Raw genomic sequence first — 18,087 nt, forward strand, 5'->3', positions numbered from 1 at the left:
GCTCTTTTTTGTGTTTTATGTTTTGATAGCTTTTTTATTTGATATCGAATAAGTCCGAGATCGAGCTATGCTCATTGATGTTTTTAATTGCGCTAGCAAATAATTCCGCTGTTGACAATACTTTGATTTTTGTTGAAGCAGCGGCTTTTTCTGGATCCAACTGAATCGTATCCGTTACAATCATCTCCGTTAGTACCGAGTTTTCGATTGTCTCGTATGCTTTACCTGATAGTACAGCATGTGTACATACGGCACGTACCGAGTTAGCGCCATTTTCCATGATTAATGCTGCAGCTTTGGATAACGTTCCTGCTGTATCACAGATATCATCGATTAACACGATATCTTGACCTTTCACATCACCAATGATAGACATCGACTCAATTTCGTTTGCGCGTTTACGGCGTTTATCACAAATAATAACCTCTGCGTTGAAGAACTTCGCGAAAGTACGAGCACGGTATGAACCACCCATATCTGGAGAAGCGATCGTCAAGTTCGGTAGGTTTAATGACTTGATGTAAGGGACGAAGATGATGGAACCATCAAGGTGATCTACAGGAATGTCAAAAAATCCTTGAATTTGTGCGGCATGTAAATCCATTGTCATGATACGGTGCGCACCGGCAGCCATAATCAAGTTCGCGATCAGTTTAGCACCGATAGCCACACGCGGTTTATCTTTTCTATCTTGGCGAGCGTAGCCAAAATAAGGAACAACTACGGTAATGTAATGCGCAGAAGCACGCTTCGCAGCATCAATCATCAATAGTAATTCGAGAAGATTGTCGGATGGTTGGTTGGTGGATTGGATTAAGAAAACGTCGCTCCCGCGTACTGATTCGTTGTAGAACGGCTGGATTTCTCCATCACTAAACTTGGATAAAGTTTTGTCGCCAAGAGGTTTGCCATAGGACTTAGCTATTTTTCCTGCTAACTCTTCTGTTCCAGAACCGGCGAACAGCTTTACCGTGTTAAATTGCAAAGGCATTGTGCGTAATTTTTATGTTGGATTAACTGAATACTTTCACGTTATTATCACCTCAAACTTCGGAGAAAGTTGTCCCACCTGGATTCGAACCAAGACTAAATGAACCAAAATCACTTGTACTACCCTTATACTATGGGACAAAACTTCACTAAAGCGCGCGTCTTTAATTATTAGGGGCAAAGTTAGCCAAATGTTTGTGAAAACAAAATAGTTTTTTCGTGTGTAAGTTTATAATAACGAGGGATTTAAAAACGAAAAAAGAGAGTAGTTTTGCTACTCTCTTTTTGTTGTCCCACCTGGATTCGAACCAAGACTAAATGAACCAAAATCACTTGTACTACCCTTATACTATGGGACAATCGTTGTCAGAAGAAACATTGTTTGTTTGTTTTGACGATGCAAATATACGGCTGTTTTTATTAGTTCCAAAACTTTTTTCACTTTGCAGTCTATCTGAGCTGATTTTCAAGCGGATATTTTTTGTTAGGACTGTTCCGACACTTCCTGTGAACGTCCTAAACGCCCAACCTTCGGTCGGTTCTTTCGTTAAAATGTGCAAATAAAGTTTCATTGTCGCTTAGTATTCCTTATTTTCGAGCCATAATATATAGGATAACCTTATCAAAACACGAATGAATTACAATAAGATTAACAATCTACTGGGGTGGATTTGTGCGGCGATTGCGACTATTGTTTATGTTGCGACCGTTGAGCGTACGGCTAGCTGGTGGGACTGTGGTGAATTTATTGCTTCTGCGTTTAAGATGCAGATCGTTCACCAACCAGGCGCACCACTATTTTTAATGGTAGAAAATGTGTTCTCTAACTTTGCAATGGGAGATGGTACTCGTATTGCGTTTTGGATGAATATCGGTTCGGCCGTATCAAGTGGTCTAACCATCTTGTTTCTCTTTTGGACGATTACTGCTTTAGCTCGTAAGGCTTTTGTCGGAATTTCCAGAGAAGCGCAGCTCAGCGCTCCGCAACTGTTTTTAACTATGTCTGCAGGGGCAGTAGGTGCCTTAGCGTATGCTTTTACAGACACTTTTTGGTTCTCCGCTGTTGAGGCCGAAGTGTACGCGATGTCTTCGCTGTGTACAGCAGTCGTGTTTTGGGCTATTCTGAAATGGGAAGTTCGAGCAGATGAAAAAGGAGCAGACCGATGGTTGATATTGATTGCCTATGTAATGGGTCTATCCATTGGGGTTCACTTATTGAATTTATTGGTGATCCCAGCGATTGCGTTAGTGATTTATTTTCGTAAAACAAAAGAAAGTACAACAAGTGGTATTCTGAAAGCTCTAGGATTAGGGGTTGTCGTGTTGGCCTTTATTCTATGGGGAGTTATCCAGTATTCGATTAAAATTGCAGCTTATTTCGATTTGTTCTTTGTTAACTCTTTAGGGATGGGATTCGGAATCGGTGTTGCCGTTTTTGCGTTGTTACTCGTTGGAGGTTTGGTTTACGGTATTATTTATTCCATCAAAAGATCTAAACCGCTCCTTAATATCGCACTAATCAGTACCTGTTTCATCTTGTTGGGATACAGTTCTTTCGCTATGATTATGATTCGTGCGAAAGCGAACCCAACCTTGAATAACAGTGATCCAGATAACGTATTTAGTTTTTTGAGTTACCTCAATAGAGAGCAGTATGGAGACGAGCCTTTGTTCAAGGGTAAGTTTTTTGACGCCCGTCCGACGGATGTAAAAGACGGGAAAAAGATCTATAGAAAGGATGGAGATAAATATGTGGTGGCAAAACGTAATCCTGTTTATTCCTATGACAGAGAGACTTTATTCCCACGTATCTACAGTGAAAAAGGGGGGCATCCTGAATATTACCGTGATTACTTAGGCTTAGGCCCAGAGGAAGCGCCTACTTTTGCGGATAACTTGAAATTCTTCTTCGGATACCAAATAGGTCATATGTATGGTCGTTATTTCTTGTGGAATTTTGTGGGAAGACAAAACGATCAGCAAGGGCATGGTTCTTTTACTGAAGGAAACTGGATCAGTGGTATCACACCAATAGATAACGCTATGTTGGGGGGGCAAAATGCATTGCCAACATCTGCTAAAACGGATCCTTCTCGTAATACATACTATTTCTTGCCGTTGATTATCGGCCTGTTAGGCGCATTCTGGCACTTTGGTCGTAAGCAACGCGATGCGGGTGTCGTTGGTTTATTGTTTTTCTTTACAGGTTTAGCCATTGTACTTTACTTGAATCAAACGCCAATGCAGCCTCGTGAACGGGATTATGCCTATGCAGGTTCATTTTATGCCTTTAGTATATGGATTGGATTGGGTGTATTGGCAATTGCTGATTTCCTGACCAAGAAAGTGAATGCTAAAGTCGCTGGATACACCGCAGCAGTGGTAGGTATGTTGGGCGGTCCAGTGATCTTGATTGCTAACAATTACGATGACCACAATCGTTCGGAAAAAACGTTAGCTCGTGATATGGCGCGTAACTACTTGGAATCGTGTGCACCAAATGCGATTTTGTTCAGTTACGGAGATAATGATACCTATCCGTTATGGTATGTGCAAGAAGTTGAAGGGTTCCGTACGGATGTACGTGTAGTGAACTTGAGTTTACTTAGTGCAGATTGGTATATGAAGCAGATGATGGAAAAGGTGAACGATGCGGACGCGCTTCCTATTAATATCAATCCCGAATTGATTAAGGATGGAGTACGTGACGTTATCTATTACCAGGATTACAATATTCCGAATTATGTACAGGTTAAAGACTTGTTGAATGTCATGCTTTCGGATAATCCGCAAAATAAAGCGCAGCTACAGAGTGGTGAATTTGTAAACCTATTGCCAACGAAGAAAATGGAATTGGCGGTGGATAAACAAGCTGTAATCGCGAATAAAGTTGTACCTAAGGAGTGGGAAGATGCTATTGTAGACACGATGCGTTGGACCTATAGCCAGAACTATGTAAGCCGTGCGGAGTTGTCTATGTTAGCGATTATAGCACATAATAACTGGAAGCGTCCGATATACTTTACAGTGACTACGCCAGAAGAAAACTACATGGGCTTAGATCGTTTCTTAGTGAGCGAAGGTTTTGCATCTCGCTTGATGCCTGTTGATTTTGGTTTAAAAGAAGGGGATCCTTCTGCTATTATCAATGTGGATCAAACGTATGATAACATCATGAACAAGTTTACGTGGGGTAACATCGGTAAAGCATCTTATATCGATCCGGATTCATATCGTTACATCAGCATGTATGTGGGTACGATTTACGGACAAACGGCAGGACAGCTAATCTCGGCAGATGAAAAAGATAAAGCGAAGAAATTAGTGATCAACGCCTATGAGAATATGCCAAAACGCGCTTACTTGATGTCCGAAGTGATGAGTTATGTACCGTTGGTAGATGCTATGTATAAAGTGGGAGAGACTGCTAAAGCAAATGAAATTGTGGGACGGAATTTGCAGTTTATCCGGGAGAACATGGCTTACTATGAAGCAATATCTAAGACCAAGTCTAACTTAGAGTTCCGAAATATGCGATTTGGGTTAGCGTCGATTCAACGCTACAAGCAATTGCTCGATGGGGTGAACCAACCAGCTTTGAAGAAAGAGGCTGATGCACTGTTCAATACCTATAGACATTATTTTGAACAACCTGAACAATAACATAAAAAAAGGCAACTCTCGGGTTGCCTTTTTTTATGTTATTGTTTATTTCATCAGAAGAGTCATTGAAAATGATAAAAAATAACGTATTTTTGCCAAAATAACCCCATAATGAAACAATCGATTTTATTAGAAGGAGCCAAGTTTCAGATCACGATCAAGCGTCTTTGTCAGCAATTGATCGAGAACCATGGCGATTTTTCCAATGCCGTATTAATCGGAATTCAACCCAGAGGTACTTACTTAGCACAACGTATTCAAAAGGAAATCCAAGAGATGACCGGGCATACGGTACAACTTGGAATCATGGATATTACGTTCTATCGGGACGATTTCCGGATGAAGGGAACTTCCCCGTTAGCTGCGAATAGTACCGAGATTGACTTTCTTGTCGACGATAAGGAAGTTATTTTGGTGGATGATGTATTGTGGACAGGGCGCACGATTCGTTCAGCAATGGATGCAATACAAGCTTTCGGTCGTCCCGGGAAAATGGAACTTATGGTATTGGTAGATCGTCGCTTTTCACGTCATCTGCCTATAGAGCCTGATTATATCGGGATACAAGTCGACTCCATTGACTCACAACGTGTGATTGTCAGTTGGGAAGAGGTGGATCAAGTGGACAGTATTGTATTGGTCACAGAAACTAAATAATAGCGCTAGAAATATAAAAATAACATGTCAACAACTACCGAGCAGTTAAGCACGAGACATCTTTTAGGAATTAAGGACTTAAATGAGCACGATATCCAACTTATCTTAGATACGGCAGCAAATTTTAAGGAGGTTCTTAACAGACCTATTAAGAAGGTTCCCTCTTTACGGGATATCACGATAGCCAATGTTTTTTTTGAAAATTCAACCCGCACGCGCTTATCTTTTGAGCTGGCTGAAAAGAGGCTTTCTGCGGATATCGTAAATTTTGCAGCATCTTCTTCTTCTGTTAGCAAAGGAGAGACGCTGATTGATACGGTGAATAATATTTTGGCGATGAAGGTAGATATGATCGTGATGCGTCACCCTTATGCAGGGGCAGGCGTGTTTTTAAGTCGTCATATCGATGCTCAGATCGTTAATGCCGGTGATGGTGCACATGAGCACCCGACGCAAGCTTTATTAGATTCGTTCTCGATTCGGGAGCGATACGGTGACGTAGCGGGTCGTAAAGTAGCGATTATTGGTGATATCTTGCATTCACGCGTAGCGCTATCCAATATACTTTGTTTACAGAAACAAGGCGCTGAGGTTATGGTATGCGGGCCGACGACGCTTATTCCAAAATATATAACCTCGTTGGGGGTAAAGGTGGAGCATGATCTCATGAAAGCTTTAAATTGGTGTGATGTAGCGAATATGTTGCGTATTCAATTGGAACGCCAAGATATTGCGTACTTCCCATCCTTACGGGAGTATTCTATGCTGTATGGTTTAAACAAAGAGATTCTGGATTCCTTGGATAAGGAAATTACCATAATGCACCCGGGACCGATCAATCGTGGTGTGGAGATTACATCGGATGTGGCGGATAGTAAGCACTCGATTATATTGAACCAGGTCGAGAATGGTGTGGCGGTACGTATGGCCGTACTTTATCTCTTAGCGGGACAGCGCGGATAATCGATAACAAGTCCATGCGAAAAACGTCATTGCAATATCTTCGTATAGTGCAATGACGTTTTTTTTGTTACTTGATTTTACGAACCCCGAGGTGCCAGCCTTCGGGAATTTTTGCGTCTTTGTCATACTGAAAAATACCACGTGCTTTAAAATGTGGATCTTCTAATGTTTCCTGTACCGTTAGAACCGGACTAATACAAATATCATAGTCTTCAAAAAAAGACAACCATTCGGCTCTAGTTTTCGTCTTAAAAAATTCCGTTAGTTCATTTTTGATATCCGGTCGATTAGCAAGCTCCGTAATCGCAATGGCAGCCCAGCCTGGTTTATCAATGAGTTCACAGAAGATACGCCAAAACTTAGCTTCCAGTCCTGCGAAGACCAAGTGCCTATTGTCTCTGCATTTGTAAACGGTATAGTTCGGCAGGTTTCCGGACAACATATCCGTCGCTATCTCCGTCTTATGCCAAGCCGCGGAAGCAGCTAAAGCCGCCATAGGCAACGTAGCTTCTGTAATGGAGATATCGTACCAAGCACCAGTCTGCGTCTTCTGGCGTTCGAGTATGCCCGCCAAAACAGCCTGTACAATCTGATCCGTTCCACCATAGATGTCTGCTAATTGGAAAGTGGGTATAGTAATCTCATGCTGCATTTTATTTAATAGCAATAAGCCACTTAAAGCCATGAAATTTAAGTCATGCCCTGCCTGGTGTGCATAAGGGCCAGACTGTCCATAACCCGTTGCCGAAATATAGATAAGCTGCGGGTTTAGTTCCCTTAAGGTTTCATAGCTAAAGCCAAGGTCAGCCATAACACCCGGACGGAAGGACTCCACCAGTACATCGGCAGCAGCAGCCAATTCATAGACCATATCTTTTCCAATTGCCGTGTCATACGCAATTTGGCGGATATCCTTTCCGTCGTTCATCATGCGATAGGCTGCCGAGACACCGTTTTCGAAAGGAGGAATCATGCGTATGATTTCCGGTTTCTGTGGATGTTCTACCTTGGTAACCTCGGCTCCCATTTGCATCAATTGCCTCGTTGCGAATGGGCCTGGGACCAGACGCGATAAATCAAGGATTTTTATTCCTTCAAGTGCTTTTTTCATATTTTTTCGTTCCTTTTATCACCGTGTGTATGTTTGTCGAATTTGTTTTTTATCTATCTTCCCAACACTAGTTTTTGGAATTTCGGCTACGATATGTATTTGTTCTGGAATGGCCCATTTGTTTATCCGCTCCTCATCAACATATTGATGCAAGTGCTTTGTAACCTCTTCTTTAGTGAGATCTTGCCCATCATATGTTACGATAAGCGCTAAAGGGCGTTCACCCCATTGTGTGTCTGGGATACCGATAACAGCAACTTCGGTCACGAGTGGATGTTCCAGAATTAATGATTCTAAATCGATGGAAGAAATCCATTCTCCTCCGGTTTTGATCACATCCTTTAGACGATCAACAATCTTGATATCTTCATTTTCATCCCATGTAGCCAAGTCTCCTGTGTGTAAGTAACCTCCAACCCAGAGCTCCTCACTCGCGGTTTTATCCTTGAAGTATCCATAGGTCAAGGCAGGCGTTCGCGCAACCACTTCGCCCACGGTTTCCCCATCCTTGGGTATGGTGTTGCCCGCTTCATCCACCAGTTTAATATCCGTTAAGAAAACGGGACGCCCCGTCAATGTACTCATCGTGACTTTAGTTTCCTGATCAAGCGTTATGTCTGTATTGTTGAACTTGGAGACAGTCAACAAAGGGCCTGTTTCCGATAAGCCATATCCAGTAACGATTTTAATTCCCCGATCCATGGCCATACGTGCCAATGGTACAGGCAAAGCCGATCCACCGATTAATATTTTCCAAGCTGAAAAATCAACTGCCGTTGTTGCTGGATGTGATAAAATCATGTTTAGAATTGTAGGTACTGAATGAGAAATCGTAGGCCGTTCGGTTAAGAACAGTTGTATAAACATTGCCGGATCGAATTTGCCAACATATACTTGTTTCAGGCCTAATGCTGTCGCTATGTACGGAATACCCCAAGCGTGTACATGGAACATCGGTGTCAAAGGCATATAGACATCTTCCGCATTTAGACGGAACATCGCATTTGATGTGCCGAGGTAAGATAATTCCATTAAACCATGTAATACAAGTTGGCGATGTGAAAAGTAAGCCCCTTTAGGGTTGCCAGTAGTTCCGGAAGTATAAAAAATGGTGGCAATGGTATCTTCTGAAAAATCAGGGTATACAAATGAATCCGACTGGTCCTTGATGAGGTTTTCATATTCCCCTACAAGCTCCAACATGGTATGCGGCATTTTATCACCTTCTTTAATTAAGATTATTATTTCGACGGTTGGTAGTTGGTCGATCGCCTTTTCTATAATGGGTAGAAAATCTTCGTGTACAATCAATACCTTATCTTCAGCATGATTTATGGTATAAATCATCTGTTCAGGCGACAGTCTCCAGTTTACGGTATGCAACACATTTCCTGTACAAGGAATGGCAAAATAACATTCAAGAAAGCGGTGGCTGTCATAATCCAATACACCGATGGTGGCACTGCCTTTATAGTCTAATGTATAAAGGAGATTCGCTAGTTGGTTTACCCGCTTATTGAATGCATAATAGTTATACCTAAATTTATCTTTATATACAATTTCATTTTCAGGTGATATGCGTAAGGAGTTTTCTAAAAATTGTTTGATTAATAACTGATGTTTATAGGCATTGTCAGCGACTATAAAACCAGCTTCATTGAGTTTTTTCATAGTTCTTGTTCTTTAATATACTTTTTTGAAATGAACAGCATCAACTGTCATTTTAGCGATGATATCCCGCATAATTTCGGAGGTTCCCCCATAGATGGTTCCGACTTTAACATCGCGGAATAGCCGAGCAATTAGATAATCTTCCATATATCCTGCACCACCATGTAATTGTAGGCAATCCGCAATGATGGAATTCGCTAACTCTGTTGCTTTAAGTTTAGCCATGGAAGCTTCTTTCACGGCAAACACGCCATTTTCAAACAACCAGGCTGTATGGTATGCCAACTGTTTGGTTGCTTCGAGTTCTGTGTAATGATTGGCGATGCGATGGCGTAAAGCTTGAAATTCAGTGAGCCCTTTTCCAAAGGCTACTCGTTCATGCATGAAGTCTAGTGTTATCTGCAACGCAAACTCTATTGTAGCACAGGTGGAGATTGCTGCCGTTAGCCGCTCTAGTTGAAAGCTTTCCATAACATAGTAAAAACCTTTACCCGCTTCGCCGATCAGGTTTGTTGCTGGTACACGGACATCTTGAAAAAATATTTCTGCCGTGTCCGAGGAGTATTGACCTAACTTATGGAGTTTGTTGCGCGTGAGACCATCCTTGTCGTCTCCTTCGATTACAATAAGGTCAAATTTTCCCTCTTCGTTTTTACATAAGGTGACAAAATAATCTGCCATACAGCCGTTTGTGATGTATGTTTTTGAACCATTGATAACATAATCATCTCCATCGCGTACCGCATAGGTCTTAATGCCTTTTAAATCTGAACCTGCATTGGGCTCTGTGAAGGCGATGGCTCCGAGGAGGTCTCCTTTAATGGAGGGGACTAAGTATTTTTGTTTTAAATCCTCCGATCCGATATGATTGATGTGGTTGGTCGCCATATAAGCATGGACGCCCAATGCGGTACCAAAACCTGTGTTTCCACCCTTAGCAATCTCCTCAATGAGTACCACAGAAGTAAAGAAATCTGCGGCCATCCCGCCGTATTGTTCCGGATAAATCAAACCGAGATAACCCATTTCGCCCATTTCGCCCCAGATCGTTTTAGGAATAAGATGATTCTCCTCCCATGTTTCAAATTGGGGTTTTATTTTTTTTACAAATTGTTGTACCGATGCTCTGAACATCTCATGATCTTCATTAAAATAAGGTGATTTCATATTGTGCTTTTTTCCTACCTGTTATTATTACTCTGTTTTATTATTATCTCTGTCATTCTCTCGTAGACCTGTGTAAAAGGTAAAGCCTCTTTGTGCAAGCTTTAGAAGACTTTTAGGGACTTCCCATTGTTCTCCATACTGGCGAAAGCGTCTACAATCCGCAATGAAAGCTGGAAGACCAATCTGGTCAATGTAACTGAATACGCCTCCGGTCTGGGGCGCAAAACCTAAACCCAGAACGGAACCAATATCGCCGTCCATGGTGCTTTCGAGAACTCCTTCCTCGAGGCAGCGATAGCTGTCCAAAGCCTGGATATGCATAAGGCGCTTCTGGATGTCCGCTGTAGATATTTCCATTGATATCTCCGAACTATAGGGATGTTGCCAAATTGTTTTACGTTGACCTTCGGGATAGTCGTAAAAACCTTTGCCTGCTTTTTTACCTTTTCGTCCTGCTCGAACCATCCATTCTATGAGTTCCAACATTTGCTCTTCTACGGGCGTTCTTTGTTCATTTTGTTGGAGCACATCCGCCATCAGATCAAGGGATATTTCATCCATTACCGCTAACGGACCAACGGCTAACCCTGCTCTTTTTGCCACATTTTCGAGAACGATCGGAGATACCCCCTCTAGTAACATGTTCACGGCCTCTAGATTATATTTCCCAAAGATGCGAGAGGTGAAAAAGCCTGGACTATCGTTTACCACAATGGGAACTTTCCCAAGCTGATTAGCAAAATCTACAGCGCGTGCAAGTGTTTCCTGATTTGTTTTTTCACCTTTTATGATTTCAATCAAAGGCATTCTATCTACCGGAGAGAAGAAGTGGATGCCGATAAATCGTTCTGGGTGGATGGAGGCCTTCGCTAGTTTTGTTATCGGCAGCGAAGATGTATTTGATGCAAAAAATCCTTTTTCATGAAGAAAAACTTCGGCTTCATGGGTTACCAGCTTTTTGAGCTTAGGGTCTTCAAAAACAGCCTCAATAATCAAGTCGCAATCCGCCAAATAGGCGTAGGAGTCTGTCGGTTTTATATGATCTAATAATTGATCCGCTTTATCGCGTGTGGTTCTTCCTAGTGTCAATGCCCGGTGTGTTGTTTGTTCTGCGTAAACTTTTCCTGTTTCCGCTTGCTTTATGGAGATGTCCTTTAATATCACATCGATGCCTGCTTTGGCTGCGACGTAGGCGATTCCGGCTCCCATCATACCGGCCCCAAGGATACCGAGTTTCTGAATTGGAGTTGTGAGCGTTCCATTGGTTCTATTTTTTCCCTTCTTTGCTTGATTGATTCCAAAAAAATTAGTCCGGATCATACTTTTGGCCTCTTTGGAGAGTAAGGTTTTTATAAAGTAACGTGCTTCAATATCCAATGCGCGTTCGATCGGCAGATCCACCCCATCGTGAATGGCAGCTAGGCAATAGTTTAATCCGGGGTAGTTTCCATGTGTAGCTTTTCGCAGGTTGCCTATGCTTGCGGTCATCGTCATATGCTCTGCTGGGGACCGAAGTCCCTTGTTTTCGGAGGACATATTCCAAGGTTGTATAACATTTGGATGTGTTAAAATCCACGCTACAGCATCTTCGAACGCTATTTCTGGATATTCAACTAAATCATGTATCAAGCCGGCTGTTAGTGCATCTTTAGGACTAAAAGTTGTACCCTTGAGTAGTATGGAGGCGGCTTTTTCTATGCCTAGCATTTTAGATAGTTTGATGGTTCCCCCTGCACCTGGAAATAATCCAAGTGAGGCTTCAGGAAGCCCAATCTTATAACGTCCGGCGGTGGCAATGCGGTGATGCGTGGTGAGAGCAAGCTCAAATCCACCACCTAGCGCATGCCCACTGATAATAGAAACCATGGGTTTTTGAATCGCTTCATTGGCAAGTATGCCGCGGTGCAGTGTTTGTAAATGTTCTAGGATGAGGTTCGGTGTGTTTTGGATACGCAGAAGCTCCCCAACATCAGCTCCAGCCATAAAATCTTTGCGAGCTGATGTTAAGATCAACCCTTTGATATCTGCGCGGCTAAGGAGTGCATTTACCGTCTGTAGGTATGTTTTTTGAAATTCGAAAGTGAATAGATTAGTTGGGTAACCCGCCATATCTACTTTTATCCAAGCGATACCTTGTGGTAGAATCTCGGTTTTAAAAAAAATATTTTCTGTAGTCATGTTGTTCTTTGTTAGGGTTCGCATCTTTCGATTATCGTTGTAATTCCCATTCCACCGCCAATGCAAAGAGATACTAAACCGGTCTGTAGTTGTCGACGTTCTAATTCGTCAAGCAGTATACCGAGAAGCATAGCGCCCGTGGCACCTAACGGGTGACCCAAAGCAATAGCTCCACCGTTTACATTGAGTCTCTCGTGTGGTACGCCAAGTTGGTCCATGAAATAAAGGGGGACCACAGCAAAAGCTTCATTTACTTCATAGAGGTCGATGTCACTGGCTTGCATGCCGGCGGCTTGGAGTGCTTTTTGACTCGCTGGAACAGGGCCAGTAAGCATGACAGTAGGATCGGTACCAAAGACCGCCATACTTTTTATTCGTGCGCGAGGTTTTATCCCCAAGCTTTCGCCGGCCTTTTTGCTTCCTATCACAGCGATAGCGGCACCGTCCACGATGGCGGAGGAATTGCCTGCATGATGTACATGATTGATGGCCTCGATTTCAGGATATCGATCGATGGCGACGGCGTCAAAACCTCCCCATTGTCCCATGCTTTCAAAAGAAGGATTCAATGCCTTTAATGAATCCATTGAGGTGGTGCGGATATTTTCATCATGTTCCAGTAAGGGTAAGCCATTTATATCCGTGACGGGAATCCTTGAATTTGTGAAGTAGCCGTTCTTTTCTGCATGGAGCGCTCGCTCTTGGGAGGCAACTGCAAATAAATCGAGATCTCCTCGCGTGTAACCAAACTTGGTCGCGATAAGATCGGCTGATATTCCTTGTGGGACGAAATAAGCCGGAAGTGCCACGCGTGGGTCAGCGGACATGGCGCCTCCGTCGCTTCCGATAGGAACGCGTGACATACTTTCCACACCACCAGCAAATACCAGCTCCTTAAACCCCGCCTTAACGTAGGCCGCAGCTTGGTTGATGGCCTCCAATCCGGATCCACAAAATCTATTTACTGTATAGGCGCTTAAGTGGTCGCCATATGTAGAAACCTGCGCTATGCTTTTGGCGATATTTGCGCCCTGATCAGCCACCTGAGTGACGCAACCCATAATAAGTTCTTCGACCTACTCCGTGTCGAGTTGATGTTTATCTCTTAGGTGCTTCATGAGCTGTGCCCCCAATTGTACGGGAGGTACGCTTATCAATGCACCTTTGCGATTTCCTTTTCCGCGTACCGTGCGTACTGCGTCGAATATATATGCTTCCATTATTGTTTGCATTAATGATTGAAAAATTAGCGTGTACCGACATCTGTTTTTGGCATGCTTCCATTGGTAAACATCTTTGCGATGAACTGCTCTTTAATTACGAATTTTTGAACCTTCCCCGAAGGTGTACGTGGGAGGGCATCGGTAAAGTGGTAGATCTTCGGTATCCGATAAGTAGGAAGATGTTTCCCTAAAAACGTTGCTATTTTGTCCGGGGATATCGGGTCTATTTTATTGGTTACCAGTATTGCAGTTACCGTTTCACCCCATTCGTGATGGGGTGTGCCAATGACGGCAGCATCGACGATATCGGGATGAAGCAATAACGCATCTTCGACTTGTTTGGAATAGACATTTTCACCACCGGTATTGATAATATCTTTTTTTCGATCCACTATATAGAGGTAGCCGTCTTTGTCTTTGCGGGCGATATCACCTGTAATATACCAACCATCGTCGGTGAAAGCATCTTGAGAAGCTTGTGGATTCTTATAATAACCAGCCATGCAACTGAAGGCTTTGATCCATATTTCACCGATACTTCCGTTAGGAACTTCATTTCCTTGTTCGTCGACCACTTTTATACTTACAGATGGAAGTGCATATTTACCAATGGAACCGGCTTTGTGAAGCTGCTCTTCCGGGTAAAGGACAATTCCCGTGGGGCCGGTTTCCGTCATTCCAAATACTTGATAAAAATTATTGCTGCGGTAGGCTAAGCTTATTTTTCGACTTATATCCTCACTGATTGGGCCACCACCGTAAGCCCAGCGTCGTACACTGCTCAAATCGTAGTTCCCGAAATTGGGTACCGTCCGTAAGGGAAGGATATATGAAATAGGAGCTCCAAAATAAAGTGTTATTTTTTCTCGTTCAATGGTTTCTAACATCTGTAATGGACTGTATTCCCGCAGCAAAACAACCGTTCCTCCTAGGTATAAGGTCGCGCCAAACCAATTGTTTAGTGGGGAAGAATGCCAGATAGGCATCGCTAGTAAGAGGCGTTCATCCCGAGACAATCCCAGTGTTGTGGCGGCAACCTGAGCAGCCATATATACACTGAAATGCGGCATGACGCAACCTTTGGGCGCTCCTGTCGTTCCTGACGTATAGAGTATCTGTGCCGGGGAGTCGTGCGTCAGTGGAAAACTGTCGGAGAGGGGTAGGGGCATATAATCCTTTAGCGTGGTGTCGATTTCAAAGAAGTCGCTCACTTTTCCTTGGGTGGATACCATGGGAATAGAAAAGGTCACTTCTTGAACGATATCGACTAAAGCTGCATCAAAGAGTAGGAGCTTGGTGTCTGAATCACGAAGAATATAATCTAGTTCTGCAGATTTTAACTTGTGGTTTATAGGAACAACGGTGGCCCCCAAACGCCAGGCACCAAATAAAAACCAGATGAAAGACGGGGTGTTATAACAGAATAAGGCGACTTTATCATCGGGTTTAATTCCATTTTTGTGCAAAAAGGAGGCTACTTGGAGTGATTTTTCATACACTTCAGTATACGACTCACTTTGGTTGTTGTAACGGAGGAAGTCTTTGTTTCCATATTTGCGGACGTTGGAATCAAAAATGTCAAGTAAGTTCATTATTGTCGGTTTTTAAAAGGGTTATTTATTGATTATTTTTCCGTCAAGATGAACAGCCTCCGACGTGAAGGTACGTTCCAATATCTTGTGGTGGTCCAGTGCAGTTGTGGTAAAAGCACCATAGTTGACGGCCGGTGCTTGTTCAATACGGAGTGTGATAAAAGCATGGCTCATATAGTCGGGAGCCACATCCTTCATTATGCTCGCTTGGATAACCAACATCAGCTTTTCGGTAAGTAAGCGGGCATGGGCCTCTATGTTTTCTTTGTCGTTCATAATGCCAATCACTTCCAGCAAAAGCTGTTGGATTGCGGCATTTCCGGCAGCCATTTTTTGCAGCTCTGTCAATAATGTTTGCACGAGTGCGGGCTCCCGATCCATGGCACGTAATACGTCTAAGCACATGACGTTACCTGAACCTTCCCAGATGGAGTTGACCGGAGCTTCCCGGAAGAGTCGCGCCATAATGCCATCTTCGACATAGCCATTTCCACCGAAGACTTCCATCGCTTCAGCCGATAGGCTTTCCGATCGTTTGCAACACCAATATTTAGCGGCAGGCGTAACGATTCTTTTCCACGCTCTAGCGGATTCATCCGTTTCAGCGGCTTCATAGGCCTCCGCTAGCTTTAAGGCTAGATGCTGTGCGGCCTCTGTCTCGAGAGCAAAGTCCACCAGGACATTACGCATAAGCGGTTGTTCATATAGTTTTTTACCAAAGGCGCGTCGTTTTCGGGTATATGCAATAGCTTGGACAGTTGCTTGTCGCATAAGTCCGGCTGCGCCGATAACACAGGCTAATCGTGTATAATTTGCCATTTCAATAATGGTGCGGATTCCCCGTCCTTCCTCACCAATAAGGATGCCCCATGCGTCTAGAAACTCTACTTCGCTACTGGAGTTACTGCGATTACCCACTTTATCCTTAAGGCGCTGGATGTGCGTAGCATTTTTAGTTCCGTCGAACTTCCAACGTGGAACAAAGAAGCAAGCTAGATCATCTGAGTCCCTTATTTTGGCTACGACAAGGTGTGCATCGCACATTGGGGCAGAAAAGAACCATTTATGACCACGTAAGAGGTAGGCCTGACCACGTCCGTGTTGGTCAATGGGTGTTGCAATCGTACTATTGCTTCGAACATCTGACCCACCTTGTTTTTCGGTCATACCCATGCCGATCCAGATGGATCGTTTTTCGGTAAGTGGGAGATCTCGTTCATCGTAGTCATGACTCAAGAGTTTATCCTTAAGCATGTCCCATAAGATAGGCTCGCGTTGGATTAAAGGGATAGCTCCTTGTGTCATTGTTGTGGGGCACATAGAGCCAGCTTCAATTTGTCCCATCATCATAAAACTGGCAGCGAAGTAAGCCCAGCGGTGTGGTTGTTCATACTCATATGGGATTGAGATCATGCCATTGCCCTTGGCATAACGCATAAACCAGTGCCACGACGGATGGAATGCGACATAATCCTTTCTGTTTCCCAGACGGTCAAAAGCTTCTAGTGTAGGAAGGTGCTGATTGGCCAATTGTGCTTGACTATAGGCATATTCAGCGCCAATATCTGCACCTGTTTGCGTTAATTTATCGATGGCCCATTGTGCCCGTCGATCGCCAAAGTATTCGGATAAAACAGCGTCTGTGGTAAATAAGTTATAGTTGTGAAGCTCCGAAAATTGGTTCGTCACTTCGTGTGTTGTCCATTCGTTTATCATGATGGTTGGTGTTTGTTTACTGAAACCATGTGAAGCTACTTGCTGTGAAGCTTGTGGCTCTATTATTTTAGGCGGATAGATCGCTTCTTTTTGTCGTTGTGTTGGGTGTCGCTTGATGGCGTTACTGATGTTTTTTTTGCGACGTTATATCCTTCTTTTATTCTGATATATGCCTGTTATGAAAGATATTTATAAGGTGTTATACAAAGTTAACTTCTTGATATGGTATATTTTTGACTGAATTGTTCTATTTTTTGACTATTTTGTAAGATGTGTGGTGTTTATTACTAAAGAATACAGGATGACAGCTTTTAAGAACAATGACTATTCCATCACGATGGTTCATGCAATGAATATTTTACGCGCACCTTTGCGACTTAGCGGGTACCAGATGGCCTTATGTATTTCGGGCAGTGTGGAGATGACCGTTTCAGGGGAGAGGGTGCGGTATAAGGCAGGGGATTTTGCGACATTTAGTCCGTTTAATACCCTGGAAGTATTGGAGGTATCTTCTGATTATCGGTGTATCCTGCTGATGTTCCAGAAGAATTTCCTAACCGAGACGCTGAATAATATTTATTTTTTGGAACGTTTTCAATTGCTTCGTAATACTGGTATTATATTAATGGAGCTTTCAGAAGCAGAGCTGCTACTTTTTACGGCACGGCTACATCGGCTGGAGGGTGCTATGCGAGATACAACGCACTTGTTTGCACGGGATATTGTTCGAAGTAAGATTATTGTGCTTTTGTATCGATTGGAAGAGTTGCTACTGCATCGTGTTAATGAAGTTAATAATGATTTAAACCCGGTCGGGAAAGAAAAGAAACTCGCCGATTTCCAGGACCTCTTGACGCGTTATTATTACAGTGAGCGAAAGGTTTCTTTCTATGCGGGTTTGTTGAATACGACATCGGCGCAACTGAGTAAAATGTTGTATGAGGCGACTGGACGAAAAGCAAAAGAACACATCGATGATATTCGCCTTTTGGAGGCAATGCATTTGTTAAAAGCGGGGCGATATAATGTGTCTGAAGTAAGTAGTCTTCTTTACTATAAAAATGTAGAAGAATTTAGTCGTTTTTTTAAAAAGAAAACAGGAATTAGTCCGCTTCGCTATGCCCGGGATCAGCTGTAGTTTAGTTGATAGTAGAGC

Annotated in this window: 13 protein-coding genes; 4 read left to right on the forward strand and 9 right to left on the reverse strand. The window is 43.1% G+C overall.

The window, feature by feature from the left end; translation table 11 throughout:
- Window positions 1–34: 34 nt before the first annotated feature.
- The gene (locus tag E2P86_RS04740) at window positions 35–991 is read right to left on the reverse strand and encodes a ribose-phosphate pyrophosphokinase (RefSeq protein WP_085473753.1); all 957 of its coding nucleotides are present in this window, start codon (window positions 989–991) and stop codon (window positions 35–37) included.
- A 632-nt stretch (window positions 992–1,623) separates the two neighbouring features.
- On the opposite strand from E2P86_RS04740, the gene E2P86_RS04755 reads away from it, so the two are divergent.
- The 3 genes from E2P86_RS04755 to E2P86_RS04765 all read left to right on the forward strand — a co-directional run bounded on the left by E2P86_RS04755 (window position 1,624) and on the right by E2P86_RS04765 (window position 6,273).
- Window positions 1,624–4,653 carry a DUF2723 domain-containing protein gene (locus E2P86_RS04755; RefSeq protein WP_085473754.1) on the forward strand — a complete coding sequence of 1,010 codons (3,030 nt, stop codon included), beginning with the start codon at window positions 1,624–1,626 and terminating at the stop codon, window positions 4,651–4,653.
- Between the two features lie 111 nt (window positions 4,654–4,764).
- Window positions 4,765–5,310 (forward strand): bifunctional pyr operon transcriptional regulator/uracil phosphoribosyltransferase PyrR, encoded by a 546-nt coding sequence (gene pyrR / locus E2P86_RS04760; protein ID WP_085473755.1) that lies wholly within the window; start codon window positions 4,765–4,767, stop codon window positions 5,308–5,310.
- A 24-nt stretch (window positions 5,311–5,334) separates the two neighbouring features.
- Entirely contained in the window at window positions 5,335–6,273 is a 939-nt protein-coding gene (locus E2P86_RS04765; protein ID WP_085473756.1) for an aspartate carbamoyltransferase catalytic subunit, read from the forward strand.
- Between the two features lie 67 nt (window positions 6,274–6,340).
- On the opposite strand, the gene E2P86_RS04770 is transcribed toward E2P86_RS04765, so the two are convergent.
- From E2P86_RS04770 to E2P86_RS04800, 8 genes are read right to left on the reverse strand one after another with little or no spacing between them, the layout of a single operon-like run.
- The gene (locus E2P86_RS04770) at window positions 6,341–7,384 is read right to left on the reverse strand and encodes a CaiB/BaiF CoA transferase family protein (RefSeq protein ID WP_134431173.1); all 1,044 of its coding nucleotides are present in this window, start codon (window positions 7,382–7,384) and stop codon (window positions 6,341–6,343) included.
- 18 nt (window positions 7,385–7,402) lie between these two features.
- Entirely contained in the window at window positions 7,403–9,055 is a 1,653-nt protein-coding gene (locus tag E2P86_RS04775) for a fatty acid--CoA ligase (protein ID WP_134431176.1), read from the reverse strand.
- Window positions 9,056–9,067: 12 nt separating this feature from the next.
- Entirely contained in the window at window positions 9,068–10,222 is a 1,155-nt protein-coding gene (locus tag E2P86_RS04780) for an acyl-CoA dehydrogenase family protein (protein ID WP_085473758.1), read from the reverse strand.
- Window positions 10,223–10,249: 27 nt separating this feature from the next.
- Window positions 10,250–12,400, reverse strand: coding sequence for a 3-hydroxyacyl-CoA dehydrogenase NAD-binding domain-containing protein (locus E2P86_RS04785; RefSeq protein ID WP_166785144.1), 2,151 nt, complete (start codon window positions 12,398–12,400; stop codon window positions 10,250–10,252).
- Window positions 12,401–12,411: 11 nt separating this feature from the next.
- Window positions 12,412–13,464 (reverse strand): acetyl-CoA C-acetyltransferase, encoded by a 1,053-nt coding sequence (locus E2P86_RS04790; protein WP_317128140.1) that lies wholly within the window; start codon window positions 13,462–13,464, stop codon window positions 12,412–12,414.
- Window positions 13,465–13,476: 12 nt separating this feature from the next.
- Window positions 13,477–13,620, reverse strand: coding sequence for a hypothetical protein (locus E2P86_RS18425; RefSeq protein ID WP_206367993.1), 144 nt, complete (start codon window positions 13,618–13,620; stop codon window positions 13,477–13,479).
- 26 nt (window positions 13,621–13,646) lie between these two features.
- A complete protein-coding gene (locus E2P86_RS04795; RefSeq protein ID WP_085473760.1) occupies window positions 13,647–15,215 on the reverse strand; it encodes a class I adenylate-forming enzyme family protein in 1,569 nt (522 codons plus the stop codon).
- A 21-nt stretch (window positions 15,216–15,236) separates the two neighbouring features.
- Complete coding sequence (locus E2P86_RS04800; protein WP_134431181.1) at window positions 15,237–16,931, reverse strand: acyl-CoA dehydrogenase family protein; 1,695 nt, start codon at window positions 16,929–16,931, stop codon at window positions 15,237–15,239.
- A gap of 301 nt (window positions 16,932–17,232) precedes the next feature.
- Between E2P86_RS04800 and E2P86_RS04805 the strand changes: the two genes are divergently transcribed.
- Window positions 17,233–18,069 carry a helix-turn-helix domain-containing protein gene (locus E2P86_RS04805; protein WP_134431184.1) on the forward strand — a complete coding sequence of 279 codons (837 nt, stop codon included), beginning with the start codon at window positions 17,233–17,235 and terminating at the stop codon, window positions 18,067–18,069.
- Window positions 18,070–18,087: the final 18 nt, after the last annotated feature.

The sequence above is a fragment of the Sphingobacterium psychroaquaticum genome (assembly GCF_004421025.1).
Classification (GTDB): Bacteria; Bacteroidota; Bacteroidia; order Sphingobacteriales; family Sphingobacteriaceae; genus Sphingobacterium; species Sphingobacterium psychroaquaticum.

Coding starts and splice junctions, on each gene's coding strand:
- E2P86_RS04795 (WP_085473760.1), bottom strand. CDS start 15,215: ATGAACTTACTTGACATTTTTGATTCCAACGTCCGCAAATATGGAAAC.
- E2P86_RS04770 (WP_134431173.1), bottom strand. CDS start 7,384: ATGAAAAAAGCACTTGAAGGAATAAAAATCCTTGATTTATCGCGTCTG.
- E2P86_RS04775 (WP_134431176.1), bottom strand. CDS start 9,055: ATGAAAAAACTCAATGAAGCTGGTTTTATAGTCGCTGACAATGCCTAT.
- E2P86_RS04800 (WP_134431181.1), bottom strand. CDS start 16,931: ATGATAAACGAATGGACAACACACGAAGTGACGAACCAATTTTCGGAG.
- E2P86_RS04755 (WP_085473754.1), top strand. CDS start 1,624: ATGAATTACAATAAGATTAACAATCTACTGGGGTGGATTTGTGCGGCG.
- E2P86_RS04780 (WP_085473758.1), bottom strand. CDS start 10,222: ATGAAATCACCTTATTTTAATGAAGATCATGAGATGTTCAGAGCATCG.
- E2P86_RS04740 (WP_085473753.1), bottom strand. CDS start 991: ATGCCTTTGCAATTTAACACGGTAAAGCTGTTCGCCGGTTCTGGAACA.
- E2P86_RS18425 (WP_206367993.1), bottom strand. CDS start 13,620: ATGGAAGCATATATATTCGACGCAGTACGCACGGTACGCGGAAAAGGA.
- E2P86_RS04805 (WP_134431184.1), top strand. CDS start 17,233: ATGACAGCTTTTAAGAACAATGACTATTCCATCACGATGGTTCATGCA.
- E2P86_RS04785 (WP_166785144.1), bottom strand. CDS start 12,400: ATGACTACAGAAAATATTTTTTTTAAAACCGAGATTCTACCACAAGGT.
- E2P86_RS04765 (WP_085473756.1), top strand. CDS start 5,335: ATGTCAACAACTACCGAGCAGTTAAGCACGAGACATCTTTTAGGAATT.
- pyrR (WP_085473755.1), top strand. CDS start 4,765: ATGAAACAATCGATTTTATTAGAAGGAGCCAAGTTTCAGATCACGATC.